The organism is Streptomyces fodineus (assembly GCF_001735805.1).
GTDB lineage: Bacteria > Actinomycetota > Actinomycetes > Streptomycetales > Streptomycetaceae > Streptomyces > Streptomyces fodineus.
Genome location: NZ_CP017248.1, coordinates 4,343,343 through 4,360,851 on the forward strand (window position 1 = coordinate 4,343,343; position 17,509 = coordinate 4,360,851).

Here is a 17,509-nt window from a genome sequence, read left to right on the forward strand (position 1 = left end):
GGGTTGTGGACGGACTCAGCCAGCCTACGCCAGCGCTTTCACCGTAAGGACGTCAGGCCGCGTACGCGCCGATCAGCAGCCCGGCGAGGGCCCCGGCCAGCAGGAACGGGCCGAAAGGGATCGCCGTCCTGCGTCCCGCACGCCGTACGACGACGAGCGCACCGCCGTACAGCGCGCCGAACAGGAAGCCGGCGAAGGCGCCGAGCATCAGCGCCGCCCAGCCGTACCAGCCCAGTACGGCGCCCATCCCCACGGCCAGCTTCACATCGCCGAAGCCCATGCCGGAGGGGTTGATGAGGAACAGCACGAAATAGCCGGCGCCGAGAGCAAGAGCGCCGTACAGCGCGGTGAGCCAGTGGCCGGCGTGTTCGGGCAGCGAGGCGGCGAGGCCCAGCAGGCCGAGCGCGGCGGCCGCGAGGGGCAGGGTCAGCGGGTCGGGCAGCCGCTGCACCCGGAGGTCGATCACGGCCAGCAGCACCCCGGCCGGCGCGAGCAGCAGCCAGACCCCCAGCTCCGGGCGAGTCCCGGTGGCGGCGGCGAGAGCGGCGCACAGGAGTGCGGTCGCCGCGGACAGCAGGAGGACGGAGGGCGCGTACGGCGCGGCCACATCGCACGACTCGGCCGGCGGCTCCGGGGAACCCGCGCCGCCCCGCGTGCACTGCCCGCAGCGCGTCGGTCCGAGCCAGCCCCCGAGCGGGTGTCCCCACGGACACCGATCGCGCCACCCCTCCCCCGCCTGAACGGCGAAGCGGTAGGCGGCCCTGGGCAGCAGGGCTCCCGCCGCCGCGCCCCACAGCGCGGCGGCGGCCCACAGCAGCACGTCGCTCATCCGGCTGCGGCGATGCCCTCGCGCCAGGTGGGCACGAGTTCGTCGAGGAGGGCCTCGGTGCGCGGCGGGAGGCCGCGGGCGCCGCTGCGGGAGAGGAAATCGGCGGCACGGACGCGCAGGCGGTCCGAGTCACCGGTGGCATGAATGACCCGCAGGAGCTCGTTCCACAGGCGCTCGTCCGCCGGAGCGGTCCTCAGGGCCGCTTCGAGCGCCTCGATCGCCTTCTCCGTGCGGTTCCTCTCCATATGGAACGCCGAGAGCGCAAGACCGATGTCCGCGACGAGCAACGGGAGCTGAGCATCGATGATCTCGTGGGTGAGCCAGCCGTAGCGGCCCTCGGGGCGGTCCGCGAGCAACGGACCGCGCACGAGAACCAGCGCATCGGTCAGGAGGCGACCGCGTACCGCACGGCTGTTGACGCCCTTGCCCTGGGTGGCCTCGTGGTAGAGCGAGCGCAGCACGTCCAGGTCCGAGACGACGGCCTTGGCGAGGATGAGCCGGCCGGCCCCGTCCACGCTCAGGCGAGGGCTGCCGTCAGGGTCGTTCCCGAGCCAGACGCGCAGTCGCTCGATGAGCGCGTCACGCACGTCCTCGGTCACACCGCGCGGCCACAGGGCGGAGGCCAGGACACGCGGGTGGACGCCCTCGCGGTGCATGAGCAGGAGCGCGAGCGCCTCGTGCAGCAGGGCGCTGCGGTCGCCGTCCGGGGTGTCGAGGCCGATGATCTCGTACGGCCCGACCAGGCGCGCGTACACCGCGGGCCGGCCCTGTTCGCTGATGTCGACGAGGAAGGGCGGACTGCTGGACGGGCCGTCCGGGTCGTGTTCGGGATCTGCCTGAGCGAACAGCTCCACGACCGCGCGCTGCTGTGCGGCCGGCAGCAGCTGGGCGTCCAGTTCCAGCCCGAGGAGCGGTGCGAGCAGCTTGCCTTCGTGCGTGATCTGCATCTCCCAGGCAGCGCCGGGCAGGTCGTCGGTCTCCGTGCCGACGAGGTAGCCGATGCCGAGACGGCTTGCGTCGGCGGCGAGTTCGGCGAGCTTGCGCGCGTCCTCGGCGGAGGGCTGGGCGGCCAGCAGCACCAGGTGCGGGGCCCAACGGGTGTGCTGGGCCGGGCCGGTGCGGCCGGTGAGGACGGAGTCGTGCCCGGCGGCGCCGAGTGCGCCGCGCCGCTGCCGGGTCTCGGCCTGCATGGTCTCGATCAGCGCCTCGATGCCATCGAGGTGGCGCAGCCGGTTGGGCGCGAGCGCGGTGAGGTCCTCGCCGAAGCCCACGACAGTGATGGTCATGCGGTCCGACCAGCCGTTGGTGGCGAGTTCGGCGGCGACCGAGGCGAACACCGCGGCCCGGTCGGACTCACGGCCGCTCAGCGACACGATGCCGGGCACCGCCTCGAGGTTGAGCAGCAGCCGGGAGCCGTCCATGGTGCCGAGGCTGACCAGGCCGGGGTAGGGAGCGGCGGTGTCGGTGTCGTCGTAGCGCTCGGCGTCCGCGCGGGACAGCGTCCAGAAGGTCTGGTCCTGCCCCGGCCGCCAGGGCGTCGGCGGCTTTCCGGACGGCTGGGCGAGCTGCAGGTGCAGGTCGCCGTGGCTGAGCCAGACGGCGTAGACGACGGGCAACGGGCGGGACTCGGCGGCGAGGGCGGCGGCGAGCCCGCGCAGCGACCGGTTCAGGAGCCGTACGGCCTCGGGGTCGGCGCCGACGAGCAGCGCCTCCTGGGCGTTCTGGGCGTCGCCGGTCGGCGTGGGCGGTTCCATGCCGCGCCGGCCGCCGACGGCGGCGAGCGCGGACTGCCACAGCGCCTGCCGGCGCCGGTGGCCGAGGGCGGCGAGCAGACCGGCGGCGAGCAGGGGGGCACCGACGAGGGCTTCGGACAGGCCGAAGGAATGGTCCTGGGAAGCGGTGGCGTGCTGCTGCGACTGCTGTCCGGCGCCGTCGGCGCCCGTACCCGTACCCGTACCCGTGCCCGTGCCCGTGCCCGTGCCCGTGCCCGTGGCCGGCCCGCGCTGCTCGGGCCGGGCCACGTGGCCGCCGCCCTGGGCGTGCTGCCGCTGTCCGTGGGCGTGGTGGCCGGTCTTGTCGTACTGCTGTATCTGGTGCTGCGCGGCCGGGGAGATGTGCTCGTCGGGCATCTCGACGAGTTCGCCACCGTGGGCGTCGCCGGGCATCTCCATGATCCAGCCGGGACGGATCAGGCTGGCCTCGGTGAGGCGCGAACCGTCGGCCTGGAGACGGTCCTTGTTGAGCTCGTAGATCTCCTTGTACCGGCGGCCGTCGCCGAGGTGGCGCTGGGCTATCTCCCACAGGGAGTCGTGGTGGCGCCCCTCGGGTGGCTGGATCCGGTAGAACTTGGTGGCTCCGTGCTTGCCGCTGTCGGACTTGGCCCGCGCCGCGACGTGCTCCACGTGTTCGGCGACGGCCGCGGCGCCCTGCTGCCCCGGGGTCTTCTGGGCGGACGCGACCGTGCCCTTGTGGTTTCCCTCCAGGCCGGAGTTGTGCCCGAGCTGCGACAGCCCGGGGGTGAGGCTGGCGGCGGTGGCGCCGACCAGGAGCAGCGCGGTGACGAGCTGCCGGGCGAGCAACTGACTGGGGCCGGCGCCCGGGACCCGGCCCGGCAGACCGACGCCGGAGAGGGCGGCCCTGACCTCCACGAGCACACAGGCGGTGAACTGCGCCCAGGCGAGCCAGACGATGACGGTGAGGACGTGCAGGAAGGTCTGCACGGTGATCTCCTGCGTCAGCCAGTCCTGCGACGGCATCCCGTGCGGCAGGGGCCAGCCGACGAAGAAGGCCAGCGCACCGGGTACGCCGACGACGAGAGCCAGCAGGGCGACGAACGCGAGGAACGCCAGGACGAAGTCCCCGAACGTACGCCGGCGCACGCGCACCGGCTGAGGCGTGCGATTCCGCGGGCCCGTCGGGCTTCCCGTCGAGCCTGATGTGCTGCGTCGCGCCATGGCGGTGTCCTGGGTCCTATGGGCGGGAAATGTGGTCGGGTTGCTGAGAGCGTACAGAGATCTTATTGACTGGGACTGACAGCGTCGAAGGAAAGGCGAGACAGGCGACGTGAACCAGGCCTGCGGGGGCCGCCTTTGCGGCCGCCACTCGCCGACTCTGCACGCTTTCCACACAACCTGCCGCTGCTCCACAAGCGGCCGTCATACCCCCCTGCTACTTTCGCCTCCTGCAACACACACCGACCTCCGGGGGAGACTCAACTGTGGCCCGCCGCAACCTGATCCTCACCACCGTGACCGCAACCGCAGCCCTGCTGCTCACCGCCTGCGGCGGGGGCGGCGGTGGCAGGACGGACGGCATCAAGGGGGCGGACGGGGGGTCGAGCAGCCCTTCGTCCTCCGCCACGACGGGCGGGGACGGTCCGGATGTCAGCGTTCCGAAGGACCTGAATCTGGTCTTCGACTTCACAAAGCCGTCCGACGCGAAGCAGGCGGCAGCGCTCACCGACGCGGAGAACTACATCCGGGCGCTGAAGCACGGCATCGTCAAGCAGGACCCGAACGATCCGGCGTACCAGTACTACTCGGGCGGCCAGGCCGCGCAGTACGCCAAGTCGCAGATCCAGGCGTGGGTGAAGGGAGGATGGACCGCCACGGGGACGGACAAGTACTACGACGCCAAAGCCACCACGATGAGTGGCGGCAAGCGCGTCCTTGTCGCCTTCTGCAGGAACCAGGCGAAGTTCTACGGCAAGGAGATCAAAACCGGCAAAATCCTGTACACCAAGGAGAGCCTGGGCAGCTACGAGAAGTTCAGTCTGCTCATGTTCCCGCCGTCGGGTTCCTCCGATGCCTGGAGGGCCCAGGTCGCCGAAGTCGTGGGCAACGCGAAGGAGTGCCAGTCATGAAATCCCCGGCGCTCGCCCAACGGTTGACCTCGACGGCTGTTGTCACGCTCATGGTGTGGAGCGGTGGCACCGCATATGCCGACGGCCCCACGGGCGACACCACGACACACAAGCCGTCCGGACCCGCCGGCGGAGCCAACGACAAGAACATCTACGCCTCCGCCACCTACTCACACATCAAGGTCCGCCAGGTGAGCGGACCCACCGGTGGTAAGCGCGGCGGTCTCTCCTCGGTGGACGTCAACTGGAAGCCTCCGGCGTGCTGGTACGAGCCTGTCTTCACCGGTGAGGAGCTCAAGGCTTTCGTCGACAGGACGGACGGGGCGGGTGACGTCGGCATCCATCAGTCGTGGTTCGGCAAGGGGCTGTGGACCGACCACTACCGGGACGGCAAGCCCGAGAAGAACTTCGACGACACCTGGTCGCCGGCCCCGGGGTACAAGAACTACAACATAGGCAAGAAGGGCTACTTCTGGCGCAGTGTCGCCCCCGACGACCAGGACCCCGCATCCTGGGACTGCGGAAGGATCATGTTCTGGCAGGACGCCGACGTCGTGCCGGAGGTCCCCCACGCCCCCACGCCGAAGATGCTTGCCGAGTACGCCTACAACCAGGTCAAGGTCCCCGACACCGAGATCGAGCTCAAACCCGCCACGAAGTCCACGGTGAACGTGCCCACTTGGGTCTGGCTGGACAAGGGCAGGTTCCAGCCGATCACGGTCCGCGCGGAACTCCCCCGGACCAACCTCTGGGCGGAGACGACCGCCAAACCGGTCGCCCTCCACCTGGCCCCCGGCACGGAGGACGCCACGACCCTCCCCGCCTCAGGCGACTGCACGATCAACGACGACGGCTCGATCGGTACGCCGTACACCGACGGAGACGGCGACAAGACCCCGCCGTGCGGCATCAAGTACCTGCGCGCCACGAACGGCACCCCTTTCCAGCTGAAGGCAAGTATCACTTGGCAGATCACCTGGAAGGGCACCGGCGACAGCGGCGGCCCCCTCCCGGACGGCACCTTCGAGACCACCCAGGACATGAACGTCCAGGAGATCCAGTCGGTCAACCGGTGAGCGCCCGGCTCAGCCGACCTCGTTCCTGGCCGCCGAGCGGCCGTGTACGACCACGTCGCCGCCGTAGAACAGGCCCGTGAACACGGGCTGGTAGGTCAGCTGGACCTCCACCTCCACGTGATCGGCGTCGGCCGTGACACAGTGGGTCGCGCCGATGTCCGCCGCGCTCATGCCCATCTCGTGGGCGTACGCCTTCACCCGGGCGTCGCAGTCCTGGTACTTGATCGGCGCCGAGCCGCCCTCGTTCTCGTACAGGGCGTTCTTGTCGATGTCCTGGGCGGCGTACCGGGCGGCCTGTTCCGCGATGTCCGCCGCGCGTTCCCGCTTGGAGATGGACAGGCCGCCATCGATGACGAAGGCCGCCAGGGACAGGAAGAGCAGGGCGAAGATGATGACCGCGCCCGCGCCCGAACCCCGGTCGTCCAGGCGGCTCAGACGGGCCGGCCACCAGGTGCGTACGACGTCTCTCACGCCGACCTCCGGTACGGGTCCAGCGAGGAGGAGAAACGGGCGGACAGCCGGGTCGGCACGTCCAGGCCCAGCATGGCAAGGCCTCTGACCTGGCAGCTGACCTCCACCGTGAAGAACGGGTCGACGTCCGGGTTGAAGCCGCTGCTCGTCTGGACCACCGAGACCGGGCCGGAGCAGACGTCCGCCAGATCGGACTCCGCGGCCTTGCGCGCCTCGGACATCGCGAGCGCGTGGTCCTTCTGGATGGAGCCGGCCCGTGCCGCGTCCCGTGCCGCGCCGTCGATCGCACCGCGCCCGTCGACGAGTTGCCCGAAGGCCACCAGCACCAGGATGAAGAGGATCATCACGGGCGCGAGGATGACCACCTCGACCGTGGACAGGCCCCGGTCGGCGGCCGGACCGCAGCAGGAGGCGCGCCGCCTCCTCAGCCAGGAACGCACCGGTTCTCTCAGGCCGGAGAGCATCAGTTCCCGTTCTCCTTCACGAACCGCTCCACCGGCCCCACCGACCGCGCATGGACGGTGAGGTCCAGGCCCGGGAACACGGTGGGTACCCGTGCCGAGATCTCCACTCCGACCGTGTGCTGCTCCGGCTGGACCGTCTGTACGTCCGGTGCCAGCACCAGCTGCGGACCGAGCTGGCGGATGTAGGAGTCGGCCACGTCCCGCGCCTCGCCTCGCCATGCGCCGGGCTGCTCGTCCGCCGTGGCGCGGGCCTTGCGGGCGCCCGCCTGGGCCGCGGCCTGGGCCACGTGGTCCGCGAAGAAGTACAGCGCGAACTGGACGGTCGCGAAGATCAGGAAGAAGAGGACCGGCGTGAGCAGCACGAACTCGATCGCGGTCATGCCGGAGTCGGCGGTCCGGCCACGCGCGGCCTCCGCCCGGCGGCGCACCCACTTGCCGAGGCTCACCCCTACCCCCGTCATCCCCGTCCCGTCCTACGGCCGCTCAGCAGGTCTTGTCCGCGCTCGCGCCCTTGATGCAGTTGCCGACCTTGTTGGCGCCGCCCTTCAGCGCCTCGTTGATGATGGCGGCCACCACGCCCACGATCGCCACGACGACCGCGGAGATGATGACCCACTCCACCGCCGAGGCGCCGCGGTCCAGTTCACCGGAGCGGGCGCGCTCGACGCGCCCGCGCAGGAAGGCGACCAGGAAGTCCACCGCCGGGATGCCGGTGTTGAAATTCCGTGCTGTCATTGTGGGTTGTCCCCTTTGTCCTCTCGATACAGCAGTTGGCAGTCGGTTCACACGCCTAGGGAGCACCTAGGGAAGACGGCTCACACCTGGAACACCCGCATCGCCGCCGGGAAGATCAGAAACACCAGGAACCCGGCGCACAGCAGCAGCTGGGCCACGAGCATCGACTGGGACTTCTCGCCCGCGCTGCCCTCGATCTCCGCGAGTTCGCGATGCCGCATGGTCTCGGCGCGGGAGGCGAGGGACTCCCGCACCTTGGCACCGTCGTCCGCGACGAGGGCCAGCGACGCCGACAGGTCCTTCAGCTCCTCCACGCCCAGTTCCTCGCCGAGCATGCCGAGTGCCTGCCACTGGCTGTACCCGGTGATCCGGGCGTCGGCCAGGGCATTGCGGATGCGCTGGTTGGCCCAGCCGTCGGAGACCTCGGCCGCCGCCATCAGCGCCTCCGGCAGACCGCGGCCGCCGGCCAGGCTCATCGACACCAGGTCCAGGTACGCCCCGATGACCCGGCGCAGGTCCCGGCGCTTGTCGGCCGCGTCCCGCCGTACCTCCAGATCGGGCAGGACGAAGAACAGTGCCGCGCAGGCCAGGGCCAGCCAGACCGGGATGACCGGACTGGAGCCGAAGCCCATCGTCCAGACCACGGCGAACAGGAACGGCCCGAAGATCAGACCGGTCACCGCCAGCAGCACCTTGGTCGCGAGGAAATGCTCCCAGCTCCGTTCCAGGACGGCCAGGTCGGCGCGGAGCGAGCGCTGTTCCCAGCCCTGCTGGAGGTAGAACTCCGACACTCGGGCACCGATGCGGGCGCGCAGCGCGCCGAACCGGCCCTGGGCGTCCTTCGTCTGGCGCGCGGACTCGTACGCCGTTCCGCGTGCCCGCAGCGCGTCGATCCGCGCGACCTGGGCGACCGCGCTGCGCCTGGTGGGCATCAGAGCACGGATCAGTGCGTAGACGCCCAGACCGAAAACGACGCCGACGACGATCGGCAGCGTGAGACTCATCCCCCTACCCCCTCTTCCTGGGCCGCCGGGGTACGTGGCCGTACGAACAGGACCGCGGATTCGTCCCGGACCAGGAAGCGTTCGGGAGTCTCGATGACGGACAGTTTGCGCAGCCACCAGAACCCGAGCGCGAACAGGGCGCAGACCAGGGAGAGGACCAGCTGTCCGACGGGGGTGCCGTACGGTGCCACGAAGTCCCGGTTGAAGACGGCGAGTCCGAGGACGAACGCGACCGACACGGCGACGACGATCTGTACCGAGCGCCGGGTGGAAGCGCGTTGGGCCATCACCCGCTGGCGCATGTCCACCTCTTCGCGCGCCGACTTGGCTAGCGCGCCGAGCACCTGCCGCAGACCGGGGCCGCGCAGCCGGGCGTTGAGGATCAGCGCGGCGACGATGATGTCGGCGGAGGCGTCGTCGATCTCGTCGGCGAGCACTTGCAGCGCCTCGGGCAGCGGGGTGCGGGCGCGCAGCCGGTCGACGAGTGCGTCGAGGTGGGGCCGCAGGACCGGGGCGGCGGCCCGCGCGGACGCGGGAATGGCCTGCTCCAGGCCGACGGCGCCGGCGATGGTGTCACGCAGGGACTCGGTCCAGGAGGCCAGCGCCTCCACGCGGCGCATGGCGGTGCGCTCCTGCGCGGCACCGCCGAAGAGCCGGTCCCAGAAGAAGACGAGGACGCCCGCGGCGATGCCCGCCACCGCCCAGCGGGTGAGCAGCAGCACGACGAGGCCGATGACGCCGGCGAGCGTGCCGCGCCGCCCGGCGAACCGGATGAGTTCGGCGGCGCGCTCGTTGGCGCGTTGCTTCTCGTGCTGGGGCTTCGCGGGCAGGCCGCGGACCGCGATGAGCAGCAGCGCGAGACCGCCGCCGACGGTGACGCCGCTGCCGACGGAGTACAGGACCGTGGTCGAGAACAGGGCGCCGAGTGCACCGAAGTCCATGCTCACCCCCAGGTTCCGTGGGGCCGGTAACCATGGGCCATCAGGTCCTCCAGGCAGGCGATGGGCGCATGCGGTACGACCCGTCCGTCGGGGGCCTCGGCGAAGACCTCGCTGGACAGCACGCGGCCGTCGACGCCGTTGACCTCGCGGACGGAGGTGACCATGCGCTGCAGTCGGCCGCCGGTCTGGTAGTTGTTGCGCCGTTGGATGAAGACGACGAAATTGACCGCGCCCGCGATCAGCATCTGGCTGGCCTCGATGGGCAGCCGCTCGGACGCCTGCAACGCGTACGTCGAAATACGGTTGAAGACCTCGCTGGAGCTGTTGGCGTGGATCGTGGACAGCGAGCCGTCGTTTCCTTGCGACATCGCGTTCAGCATGGTCACGATCTCGTCGCCCAGCACCTCGCCGACGATGACGCGGGACGGGTTCATGCGCAGCGACCTGCGCACCAGCTCCGCCATCGAGATGGCGCCCTGTCCCTCGGAGTTGGGCAGCCGCTCCTCGAACGCGACGACGTTCGGGTGCAGGTCGGGGAAGGTGTCGAGGCCGAGCTCCAGGGCACGCTCGACGGTGATGAGCCGCTCGTGGGGCGGGATCTCGTTGGCGAGCGCCCGCAGCAGGGTGGTCTTGCCGGCGTTGGTGGCACCGGCGATCATGATGTTCTTGCGGGCCCGGACCGCACAGGCCATGAAATGGGCGACCTCCGGTGTCAGCGTGCCGTTGCCGACGAGGTCGGATATGAACACCTTGCCCATGCGGGCACGGCGGATGGACAGCGCGGGCCGCCGGGTGACGTCCATGACGGCGGAGAGCCGGGATCCGTCGGGCAGCCGCAGGTCCAGCTGCGGGTTGGCCGCGTCGAAGGGCCGGGAGGACAGGCCGGAGTAGGCGCCGAGCACCTGGATCAGCTCGATGAGCTCCTCGTCGGACTCGGCCACGGGCTCGCCCGTGACCTCGCGCCCGTCGGCGTAGCCGACGAAGACCTGGTCGCAGCCGTTGACGTCGATGTTCTCGACCTCGGGGTCGTCCAGCAGCGGCTGCAGCCGTCCCACGCCGAACAGCGCCGCGTGCACGGCGGCGGCGTACTGCTCCTCGGTCTCGGCGTCCAGCGGTGCACGGCCCGCGTTGATCTCGGCGCGGGCGTGTTCCTCCAGGATCTGTGCGATCACCGCGCGGGCGTACTGCCGCTCGTCCTCCGTGGACATCGGCGTGACACCGCTGGCCTGGTCCAGCCGCCGCTGCTCGGCGATCCGGTCACCGGCGTCCTGCCGGAACCGCTTGACCAGCTGGTGGTCGACAGCGGTCATCGGCCGGCTCCCGCGTGGCCCTGCTGGGACGGGTACGGGGGCTGGGGCTGGCCCTGGGGAGGCTGGCCCTGGGGAGGCTGGTACGACGGCTGGGGCCGGCTGTGCTGGGGTTGCGGGGCTTGCTGGGGTTGCTGGGGTTGCTGGTGCAGGGTCTGCTGCTGGGGCTGGGGGTACTGGGCCTGGTGGGCCTGGTGGGCCTGCTGGGCTGTGCGGGACTGCTGAGCCTGCTCGTGGCGGCCCTGCTGCCCCTGCTGCCCCTGCTGCCCCTGGCTCTGGCCCTGGTCGCGGCCGGCCTGCTGGGCCTGTCGGTACTGGGCCTGCTGAGCCTGGTGGGCCTGCTGGGCCTGGGCGGATACGGCCCAGGCGGCGCCGTACTGCTGGTTCAGGTCGGCGGCGATCTTGCGGGCCGAGCGGACCAGCAGCGACTTGTCGAGGCGGCCACGCTTACGACCCGCGAGCATGTCGGCGCCGGCCGGGTCGTCCGCGAGGGTGCCGACGACGCGGGCGCCGGTCTGGGCGTGCACCAGCATGTCGTTGACCTGGTTGACGAGCTTGCCGCTGCCGGCCGGGTCGGCGATCAGCACGACGCCGATGAGCGGGGTGGCAAGGGCGGCGGCACCGCGGGACCCTCCGTGCAGCCGCGCGGACAGGTGGGCGGCCCGGTCCCGGACCCGGGCCAGCGCCTCCGGTTCGGTACGCGACAGGAGCAGCACGAGCGCCGCGTGCGGGAACAGTTCGACGGCCGGGGTGTCCCCGCTGATGCGTCCGCAGTCGGCGATGACGTCGGCGGGCGCGTGGGGCGAGTCGGCGAGGGAGGCGAAGGCGTGTCCGAGGGTCGGCCACAGGCTGGCCAGCCCGGCGGCCTGCTCGGCGACGCCGAGACCGACGAGGACTTCGAGTCCGCCGCTCAACGGCTGGACGTGATCCCACAGCTGATCCGGCACCAGGCCGCGCCGGGCGGTCGCGGCTATCGACAGCAGGCCGGTGTTCGGGTTGAGCGGCCCGCCGTGCGCGGCGGTACTGCGGTACACGAGGTCGCCGCCCGCCGGGTCGGTCTCGGCGAGCAGGACGCGGCGCGGCCAGACCGCGGCGAGGGCGACGGCCGCCGTGGTGACGCCGGGGGAACCCTTGTCGGCGGCGAGAGCGATGAGCGCCATGGGGTGGGTGCCGCTTTCTAGTTGCCGGAGCCGGAGACGTGCACGACGGCGACCGATTGGTCGGAGGCGGCGCGTGCCACGGCGGCGGCGTCGGACTGGTCGACGATCAGGGTCAGCGAGAGGTTGCCGGTGCTGATGGTGGCGTCGCCGCCGTCCTTCTTGTAACCCACCTTGGCAGTGGTGATGGGGCTGCCGGCGGAGGAACCGGTGCCGGTGCCCGTGCCGGTTCCGGTGCCGGTCTTGCTCGAACTGGAAGTCGCGCTGCCGACGTTGTAGACGGCGACGGTGTCACCGGCCTGGATGTCCGCCGGGTACTGGCCCTCCTTGAGGGACACACCGACGACGGCCTTGCCGGCCGGCAGCACGTTGCCCTTGGTGAACATCTGGCCCACCACGATCGTGCCCGGGTAGATCGTGGTCCGCGCCTTGTAGTCCTTCAAGGTGTCCAACTGGTCCCATCGGACATAGTCGATGCTGTTGTCGGCGGCGACCATCACGGACGTGGAGTTGCTGGTGTCGACGGACTGCCCGACCTGGATCGGCTGCGTCACCTTGACGACCTCGATCCGGTTCCCGGCGCGCAGCACGAGCGTGGTCGCGCCCAGCGCACCGAGCAGGATCAACAGCACCGCGAGCGCGGCCAGGGCGGGCTTACGCTCCCGCGGCGGCGTGGGCAACCGGTCACCTGCCGGGGCCTGAGCCGGAGCGGCGGAACGACCGGCATTCGCCCCCGTACGCTCTTGGATCTTCACGCAGCCGCTCCCCGTACACCCAAGAAAAGTCTCGCCTGTCAAATTCCGCTCGTCACCGGGACGTTCACACACGTCCGGGACACTCCGCCGATCCGGCGCATTCGGTACCCAGCGCACGGGCGAGTGTCAAGCCATCGCACCGTATCAGCCGCACATAGGCCCCTCAAGGCGCGTCCCGACTCCCCGTCCTCACAGACCGGAAGGAGACCGGCCCCTCACGCGCTACCCACCAGGCCTGCACAATTCACTCACGAAAGCCGGCCACGCCAGACGGGGACTTGTGTGACGCAGGCTCAGCCCCCTGTCTCCTGCGGTCGGCTCACACTGGCGAAACCGAGAACCCCGCCTGTAGCGTCGATACTCCTGACTGAACTGTCGTCTCACGGGGGTCCACTGTGAAGCGCCGCACTCTGCCCGCCGCCGTCGCAGCCGCCGCAGCGGCAAGCCTGGCTCTGACGGCCTGTGGTGGTGGGGGCAGCTCAAAAAGCAATGCCAAGATCACGGGAGCGGATACCGGCAAGAGCACGCCGTCGTCCTCACCTTCATCGTCGGCGGACACGGTTCAGCGGCCGAACGTCACTCTGCCCTCGGACGTGAAGGAAGTGTTCGAGGGTTGGCACTCCAGCGATCCGGACGAGGCAGCCGCGCTGGAGGATGCGAAGCGACGCATCGACGCCACAGATGCCGCCATCGCCAACAACGATCTCAACTCCAAGGCGATTCCGTTCTATTACACGAGCAAAGCCCTGCTCGACGCGGCCGACTGGATCAAGGGCTACACGGACGATGGCTACACCATCACCGGCACGACGCGTTATTACGATCCGCAATTCACCAAGTACGGCAAGGGGTCCATCGGGCTCGCGTACTGCTCGGACGAAAGCAAGGCATACGACAAGAACCGCAAAACGAACAAGGTCGACAAGACGCCCGTGACCAACAAGTCCTATGTCTTCTACAACACCCGAATGGACAAGAACGCACAGGGCGTCTGGCAAGCCAGCATGCTGGCTTCCGTGAGGGGTAGCGCGAAATGCACGCCGTGAAGACGCACGGGAAGTGGTTGCTGGTTTCCGGTACGGCTGCCGCACTCGCTCTGCTGCCGTCAACCGCATTCGCGGACAGAGGGCACGGCAGACCCTCCCAGGGCAGCTACCAGACCAGCGGAAATCAGTCGAATGGATCTCTTGAGTCGCGCATCTCGTTTTCGGGTTCCACTCGAGGCAGCGGGGGCGCGTCACCGGGCCTGGCGCCCGTTGGTGACTGGAGCCCACCGGCTTGCTGGTACGAGCCCATCCCTGCCGAAGAGTTCGCGAAGCTCATGGAAGCCGACTACAACAAAGTCGTCGACGACCCGTCCCAGCCGGACTACGCCAAAGTAGCGACGGGACAGCTACGCGATCAGTACAAGAACGGCGAATACAAGAACTACAACCTCGCCAAAAAGGACGAGGGAAACTGGTGGGTGTCGGAACAGGACTCAAGCCGTCTCGACGAATCTGGCGCCTGGGACTGCAACAAGCTGCCCTTCTGGGTCAAGAACGGGGAGACCCCCAAGGTCGAGAACGCCGTGTCCCCGCAGGTTCTCGCCGAGCTGGCCTACAGCCGCATCCGGCTGCCGACGACTCACGTATCCCTGGCCCCCAAGGACACGACCAAGGTCAACCTGGCCACCTGGGCCTGGTTGGACAAGGCCGCCTTCAAACCCGTCTCAGTGACAGCATCTTTGAATGTGCCGGGGCTGAACATCCAGGCCACGACCACAGCCAAGCCGATCGCGCTCAAGCTCGAACCGGGAACCTCCGACGCCGTGACCTACCCGGCCTCGGGTGAGTGCACGGTGAACGCCGACGGCTCCATCGGCGAGGCCTACGCCCCGGGCAAGGCCGACCAGGATCCGCCCTGCGGCATCAAATACCTCCGGTCCTCCGGGGACGGCACATTCCCGTTGAAGGCAACCATCACCTGGCAGATCAGCTGGACGGGAACCGGCGGCGCGGGTGGCAACCTGCCTGACGGGGCCTTCGGTACGACGCAGGACGTCACCGTCCAGGAGGTCCAGTCGGTCAACCGCTAACGCTTCGGCGGAACCAGCCACGCACGGGTGCCGAGGGCGCTGACTCGCAGGAGTTCGCGCACTCTTACGCGTCCATGCTGCCCGCTGAACCTCTCCCATAAGCAGCTTCTGGAAATCATTCAGCAATGGCCATCCACTATTGTCTCACTCGATCGGTTCGTACGTTTGTTAACATCTGCCCGCAGTTCCTGGCGGCCGATCGACTACGGGGTTGACATGGGAAGAGCGGACGAACCGGGCGAGACACCCGCGCAGTTGAAGAAGCGGGCGGATGACCTGCGCGAGTGCGCCCGCAAGGCGCGGGCCCTTGCGGGGTCGCTCGGGCCGTATCTCGACAACGCGGTGACGCAAGCGGGCCCTGCCATATGGAAGGGACCGTTCGCAGAGGCATCCACCGCCACACTCGGCGCGCGCAAGGGCTCACTGCACTCGATGGCCAGTGATCTGATGGCCGACGCCCGGCGTTGGGAGACCGAGGCACGCAACCTCGATGAGGAAGCGGCCAAGGCCAAGAGCGACAAACCGGGCGGGTGAGCTAATGCCATTCGCCGGCTTCGACATCCCGAAGATCCGCAGCCTCGGGGGCAACCTGAAGACATTGGGCGACAATGCGGGCAAACTGCACAGCGACATCTCCACGGTGCTGACCCAGGCCCAAAGCCTGCTCGGTGGGAAACCCGCCACCACGAGCCCGGCCCTCGAACCGCTGGTCGGCAACCCCTTCTCCTTCTTCTGGCCTTTCGGCGGCAGCACCCTACCAGGGGCACTCGGCCCCGAGTTGCACGACATGTCCGACTCGATCACGCGCCGCTGCGACCAGTTGGAGAAGTGCAATGAACTCCTCGCCAAGGGGTACGCCATCGACCCGGCGCTCGCCTTCGCCGATGAGAACGCCCCGGACGAGAAGAAGATCACCGACGCTCTGGCGGACATCGCCGCACTGGACGGCAAGGACTTCGGCGACGATGGCAACCGTGACGATCTGGACAAGATCAAGGATGAACTCAACGCCCTTACCCCTGCCGAACTCGACGCCTTCCTTGCCAAGGTTCCGGCCGAGGATCTCCGCCGCTACGGCGATCTGGCGAAGAAGACCGACGACAGCGGCATGTGGTGGTGGGAGTCCCACGACGGCATACCCGACGGCGAGTTCCGCGACCACTTGAGCACCTTGCTGAAGAAGGCGGGGCCGTCGCACTGGGCCAAGTTGGAGGCAGCCTTCCCCGGAATTCAGCCGGGATTCGACACGACCGACGCATGGCTTCAGGGATACAACTCCCAGCTAAACGAGGGCGTGAAGGGCATGCACTACGGCATGCCCACGGAGCCGTTGTTCGCCACACCGGGCAAGGTCGATGCGTCCAGCATCTCGCAGGGCCAGTTCGCGGACTGCTGGTACATCGCGTCCCTCACCGCCACAGCCCAGGCGAATCCAAAGTTCATCGCTGAAGGGATCAAACAGAACCCCAACGGCACGGTGGATGTCCGAATCTGGGACAAGGACGGCAATCAGCACTGGGTCACCGTCACCCCCGATCTTCCGATGGACCAGAACGGGAACCTGGTGTCGGCCCATGGAACCGGAGAGACCTGGCCCGCCTACTACGAGAAGGCGTTCGCTCTGATGTACGGCGGCGACAAGGGTGGAACTCCGGACAATCATCAGGGCGACAAGCTCTACGACCGTGCAGAGAAGGGCGATTACGGTGCCACCGAGTGGGACAACACCAACATGGCCCCGCCATATGTGACTGGTCACGACTCCAAATCGCTCGACAACAACCTCGATGCCATCAAGAAGTCTTTCGAGGCGCATCACCCGGTAATTGTGGCGACCGGCTCCGTCGACCCCAAGGACGTACCGAACGAGTGGAAGGGCAGCTTCGTCAGCCGACATGTCTTCTACGTCAAGGGATTCACCCCCGACGGAAAGATCATCCTCGGCAATCCATGGGGTGGTGGCGCTGCAGACGTCGAGGCCACGCCAGACCAGTACGAGAAATACTTCAACACCCCACAGGAGTTGCAGGTGGCGAGATGAGAATCGCGAAACCAAGCTGGGCCGTCTGCCTCACACTACTGCTGGCCGCCTGCGGCACGACGGGCGGTCCGAAGACTTCGGACACCACGGCCCCCTCGGTGTCGTCCTCGTCACCACAGCCCGTGCCGGCCGCCGACAAGGGCCCGGTGTGCGACGGCGGCAAGGACGCCAAGGGCCTGCACGTCCTGCGGGGCGGCACGACCGCGCTGCCGGGCGGCGGCAAGGTGATCTACTACGAAGCGGGCGCTAACGGGCGGCACCGCACCGCGGTCCTGTCTGTGGACGAGGCCAAGCAGACCGTGTCAGCGGGACGCAAGATCACCCTGAAGGGGCGCTCGTACGAGGTCACTCAGATCTGCACCTACCGCGTGGTCCTCACCACGCCAGACCACAGCGGCACGAGCCAGGGGGCACACATGGCCAAGTGGCCGACGACGCACGACGGTCATTGGCGGCTACGCTGGCACGTGCCCGACAACGGGCCCGCCATGGGTGCCGTCGTGACCGACATCCAGGGTGGTCCGGCTCGGGCCTCGATCAGCGTGACGGCTCCGGGCCAAGGACAGCTTGCCTTCTATGACGATGTACGCAGCGGCAGCACCGTCGAGATTGCGGGGCGGCTGTGGAAGGTCGCGGCCATCGACACCGGACACATGAACGTCGAGATGAACTCGCCAGACTTCAAGGCGGGGTACGTGGACCTGCAGCAACTCGGTGACGCCTAGCAGGTTGAACCGCTGAGGTGCACGGATGCGCCGCTGGCCGAGCCGGATAACCTTTGCGGGCATGT

At 68.9% G+C, this 17,509-nt stretch carries 17 protein-coding genes and 1 pseudogene; 7 read left to right on the plus strand and 11 right to left on the minus strand.

From position 1 onward, the window contains the following. Nucleotides 1-52 precede the first annotated feature (52 nt). Together BFF78_RS18120 and BFF78_RS18125 are read right to left on the minus strand one after the other, a co-directional pair. A complete protein-coding gene (locus BFF78_RS18120) occupies nt 53-829 on the minus strand; it encodes a prepilin peptidase (protein ID WP_069779312.1) in 777 nt (258 codons plus the stop codon). Then, nucleotides 826-3,783, minus strand: coding sequence for a BTAD domain-containing putative transcriptional regulator (locus BFF78_RS18125; protein ID WP_069779313.1), 2,958 nt, complete (start codon nt 3,781-3,783; stop codon nt 826-828). Before BFF78_RS18125 ends, BFF78_RS18120 begins: the two co-directional genes overlap by 4 nt. A gap of 293 nt (nt 3,784-4,076) precedes the next feature. Here BFF78_RS18125 and BFF78_RS18130 point away from each other — a divergent pair, with 293 nt between their 5' ends. Together BFF78_RS18130 and BFF78_RS18135 are read left to right on the plus strand one after the other, a co-directional pair. Beyond that, nucleotides 4,077-4,691 (plus strand): hypothetical protein, encoded by a 615-nt coding sequence (locus tag BFF78_RS18130; protein ID WP_227025866.1) that lies wholly within the window; start codon nt 4,077-4,079, stop codon nt 4,689-4,691. 50 nt (nt 4,692-4,741) lie between these two features. Further along, nucleotides 4,742-5,767, plus strand: coding sequence for a hypothetical protein (locus BFF78_RS18135; RefSeq protein ID WP_418346758.1), 1,026 nt, complete (start codon nt 4,742-4,744; stop codon nt 5,765-5,767). Nucleotides 5,768-5,776: 9 nt separating this feature from the next. On the opposite strand, the gene BFF78_RS18140 is transcribed toward BFF78_RS18135, so the two are convergent. The 9 genes and pseudogenes from BFF78_RS18140 to BFF78_RS18180 form a co-directional block, all read right to left on the minus strand. After that, nucleotides 5,777-6,238 carry a TadE/TadG family type IV pilus assembly protein gene (locus BFF78_RS18140; RefSeq protein ID WP_069779316.1) on the minus strand — a complete coding sequence of 154 codons (462 nt, stop codon included), beginning with the start codon at nt 6,236-6,238 and terminating at the stop codon, nt 5,777-5,779. Next, nucleotides 6,235-6,702, minus strand: a complete 468-nt coding sequence (locus BFF78_RS18145; RefSeq protein ID WP_079161370.1) for a TadE/TadG family type IV pilus assembly protein — start codon at nt 6,700-6,702, stop codon at nt 6,235-6,237. The genes BFF78_RS18140 and BFF78_RS18145 overlap by 4 nt, the downstream gene beginning before the upstream one ends. Continuing rightward, nucleotides 6,702-7,163 carry a TadE family protein gene (locus tag BFF78_RS18150; RefSeq protein ID WP_069779317.1) on the minus strand — a complete coding sequence of 154 codons (462 nt, stop codon included), beginning with the start codon at nt 7,161-7,163 and terminating at the stop codon, nt 6,702-6,704. Before BFF78_RS18150 ends, BFF78_RS18145 begins: the two co-directional genes overlap by 1 nt. Nucleotides 7,164-7,185: 22 nt before the next feature. After that, entirely contained in the window at nt 7,186-7,437 is a 252-nt protein-coding gene (locus BFF78_RS18155) for a hypothetical protein (RefSeq protein WP_069779318.1), read from the minus strand. Nucleotides 7,438-7,517: 80 nt separating this feature from the next. Then, a complete protein-coding gene (locus tag BFF78_RS18160) occupies nt 7,518-8,441 on the minus strand; it encodes a type II secretion system F family protein (protein ID WP_069779319.1) in 924 nt (307 codons plus the stop codon). After that, a complete protein-coding gene (locus tag BFF78_RS18165; protein WP_069779320.1) occupies nt 8,438-9,382 on the minus strand; it encodes a type II secretion system F family protein in 945 nt (314 codons plus the stop codon). The genes BFF78_RS18160 and BFF78_RS18165 overlap by 4 nt, the downstream gene beginning before the upstream one ends. A 2-nt stretch (nt 9,383-9,384) precedes the next feature. Next, on the minus strand, nt 9,385-10,692 hold the full coding sequence (locus BFF78_RS18170) for a CpaF family protein (RefSeq protein WP_069779321.1): 1,308 nt from the start codon (nt 10,690-10,692) through the stop codon (nt 9,385-9,387). 269 nt (nt 10,693-10,961) lie between these two features. Further along, nucleotides 10,962-11,849 (minus strand): annotated as a pseudogene (locus BFF78_RS18175) (hypothetical protein); the annotation flags it as partial. A 17-nt stretch (nt 11,850-11,866) separates the two neighbouring features. After that, complete coding sequence (locus tag BFF78_RS18180; RefSeq protein ID WP_069779322.1) at nt 11,867-12,601, minus strand: hypothetical protein; 735 nt, start codon at nt 12,599-12,601, stop codon at nt 11,867-11,869. A gap of 395 nt (nt 12,602-12,996) precedes the next feature. Here BFF78_RS18180 and BFF78_RS18185 point away from each other — a divergent pair, with 395 nt between their 5' ends. The 5 genes from BFF78_RS18185 (at nt 12,997) to BFF78_RS18205 (ending at nt 17,444) form a co-directional block, all read left to right on the plus strand. Then, nucleotides 12,997-13,647: a hypothetical protein gene (locus BFF78_RS18185; protein WP_069779323.1), complete on the plus strand. Its 651-nt coding sequence runs from the start codon at nt 12,997-12,999 to the stop codon at nt 13,645-13,647. Beyond that, nucleotides 13,635-14,678, plus strand: coding sequence for a hypothetical protein (locus tag BFF78_RS18190; protein WP_069779324.1), 1,044 nt, complete (start codon nt 13,635-13,637; stop codon nt 14,676-14,678). Before BFF78_RS18185 ends, BFF78_RS18190 begins: the two co-directional genes overlap by 13 nt. 216 nt (nt 14,679-14,894) lie before the next feature. Beyond that, nucleotides 14,895-15,212, plus strand: a complete 318-nt coding sequence (locus tag BFF78_RS18195; protein WP_069779325.1) for a hypothetical protein — start codon at nt 14,895-14,897, stop codon at nt 15,210-15,212. A 4-nt stretch (nt 15,213-15,216) separates the two neighbouring features. Further along, on the plus strand, nt 15,217-16,719 hold the full coding sequence (locus tag BFF78_RS18200; RefSeq protein ID WP_069779326.1) for a C2 family cysteine protease: 1,503 nt from the start codon (nt 15,217-15,219) through the stop codon (nt 16,717-16,719). A 122-nt stretch (nt 16,720-16,841) separates the two neighbouring features. After that, the gene (locus tag BFF78_RS18205) at nt 16,842-17,444 is read left to right on the plus strand and encodes a hypothetical protein (RefSeq protein WP_159033020.1); all 603 of its coding nucleotides are present in this window, start codon (nt 16,842-16,844) and stop codon (nt 17,442-17,444) included. Nucleotides 17,445-17,509: the final 65 nt, after the last annotated feature.

Excerpts from the sequence above, each read along its gene's own strand:
- BFF78_RS18190 (WP_069779324.1), top strand. The coding sequence starts at position 13,635 with ATGCACGCCGTGAAGACGCACGGGAAGTGGTTGCTGGTTTCCGGTACG.
- BFF78_RS18120 (WP_069779312.1), bottom strand. The coding sequence starts at position 829 with ATGAGCGACGTGCTGCTGTGGGCCGCCGCCGCGCTGTGGGGCGCGGCG.
- BFF78_RS18155 (WP_069779318.1), bottom strand. The coding sequence starts at position 7,437 with ATGACAGCACGGAATTTCAACACCGGCATCCCGGCGGTGGACTTCCTG.
- BFF78_RS18165 (WP_069779320.1), bottom strand. The coding sequence starts at position 9,382 with ATGGACTTCGGTGCACTCGGCGCCCTGTTCTCGACCACGGTCCTGTAC.
- BFF78_RS18200 (WP_069779326.1), top strand. The coding sequence starts at position 15,217 with ATGCCATTCGCCGGCTTCGACATCCCGAAGATCCGCAGCCTCGGGGGC.
- BFF78_RS18125 (WP_069779313.1), bottom strand. The coding sequence starts at position 3,783 with ATGGCGCGACGCAGCACATCAGGCTCGACGGGAAGCCCGACGGGCCCG.
- BFF78_RS18170 (WP_069779321.1), bottom strand. The coding sequence starts at position 10,692 with ATGACCGCTGTCGACCACCAGCTGGTCAAGCGGTTCCGGCAGGACGCC.
- BFF78_RS18160 (WP_069779319.1), bottom strand. The coding sequence starts at position 8,441 with ATGAGTCTCACGCTGCCGATCGTCGTCGGCGTCGTTTTCGGTCTGGGC.
- BFF78_RS18145 (WP_079161370.1), bottom strand. The coding sequence starts at position 6,702 with ATGCTCTCCGGCCTGAGAGAACCGGTGCGTTCCTGGCTGAGGAGGCGG.
- BFF78_RS18135 (WP_418346758.1), top strand. The coding sequence starts at position 4,742 with ATGGTGTGGAGCGGTGGCACCGCATATGCCGACGGCCCCACGGGCGAC.
- BFF78_RS18150 (WP_069779317.1), bottom strand. The coding sequence starts at position 7,163 with ATGACGGGGGTAGGGGTGAGCCTCGGCAAGTGGGTGCGCCGCCGGGCG.
- BFF78_RS18195 (WP_069779325.1), top strand. The coding sequence starts at position 14,895 with ATGGGAAGAGCGGACGAACCGGGCGAGACACCCGCGCAGTTGAAGAAG.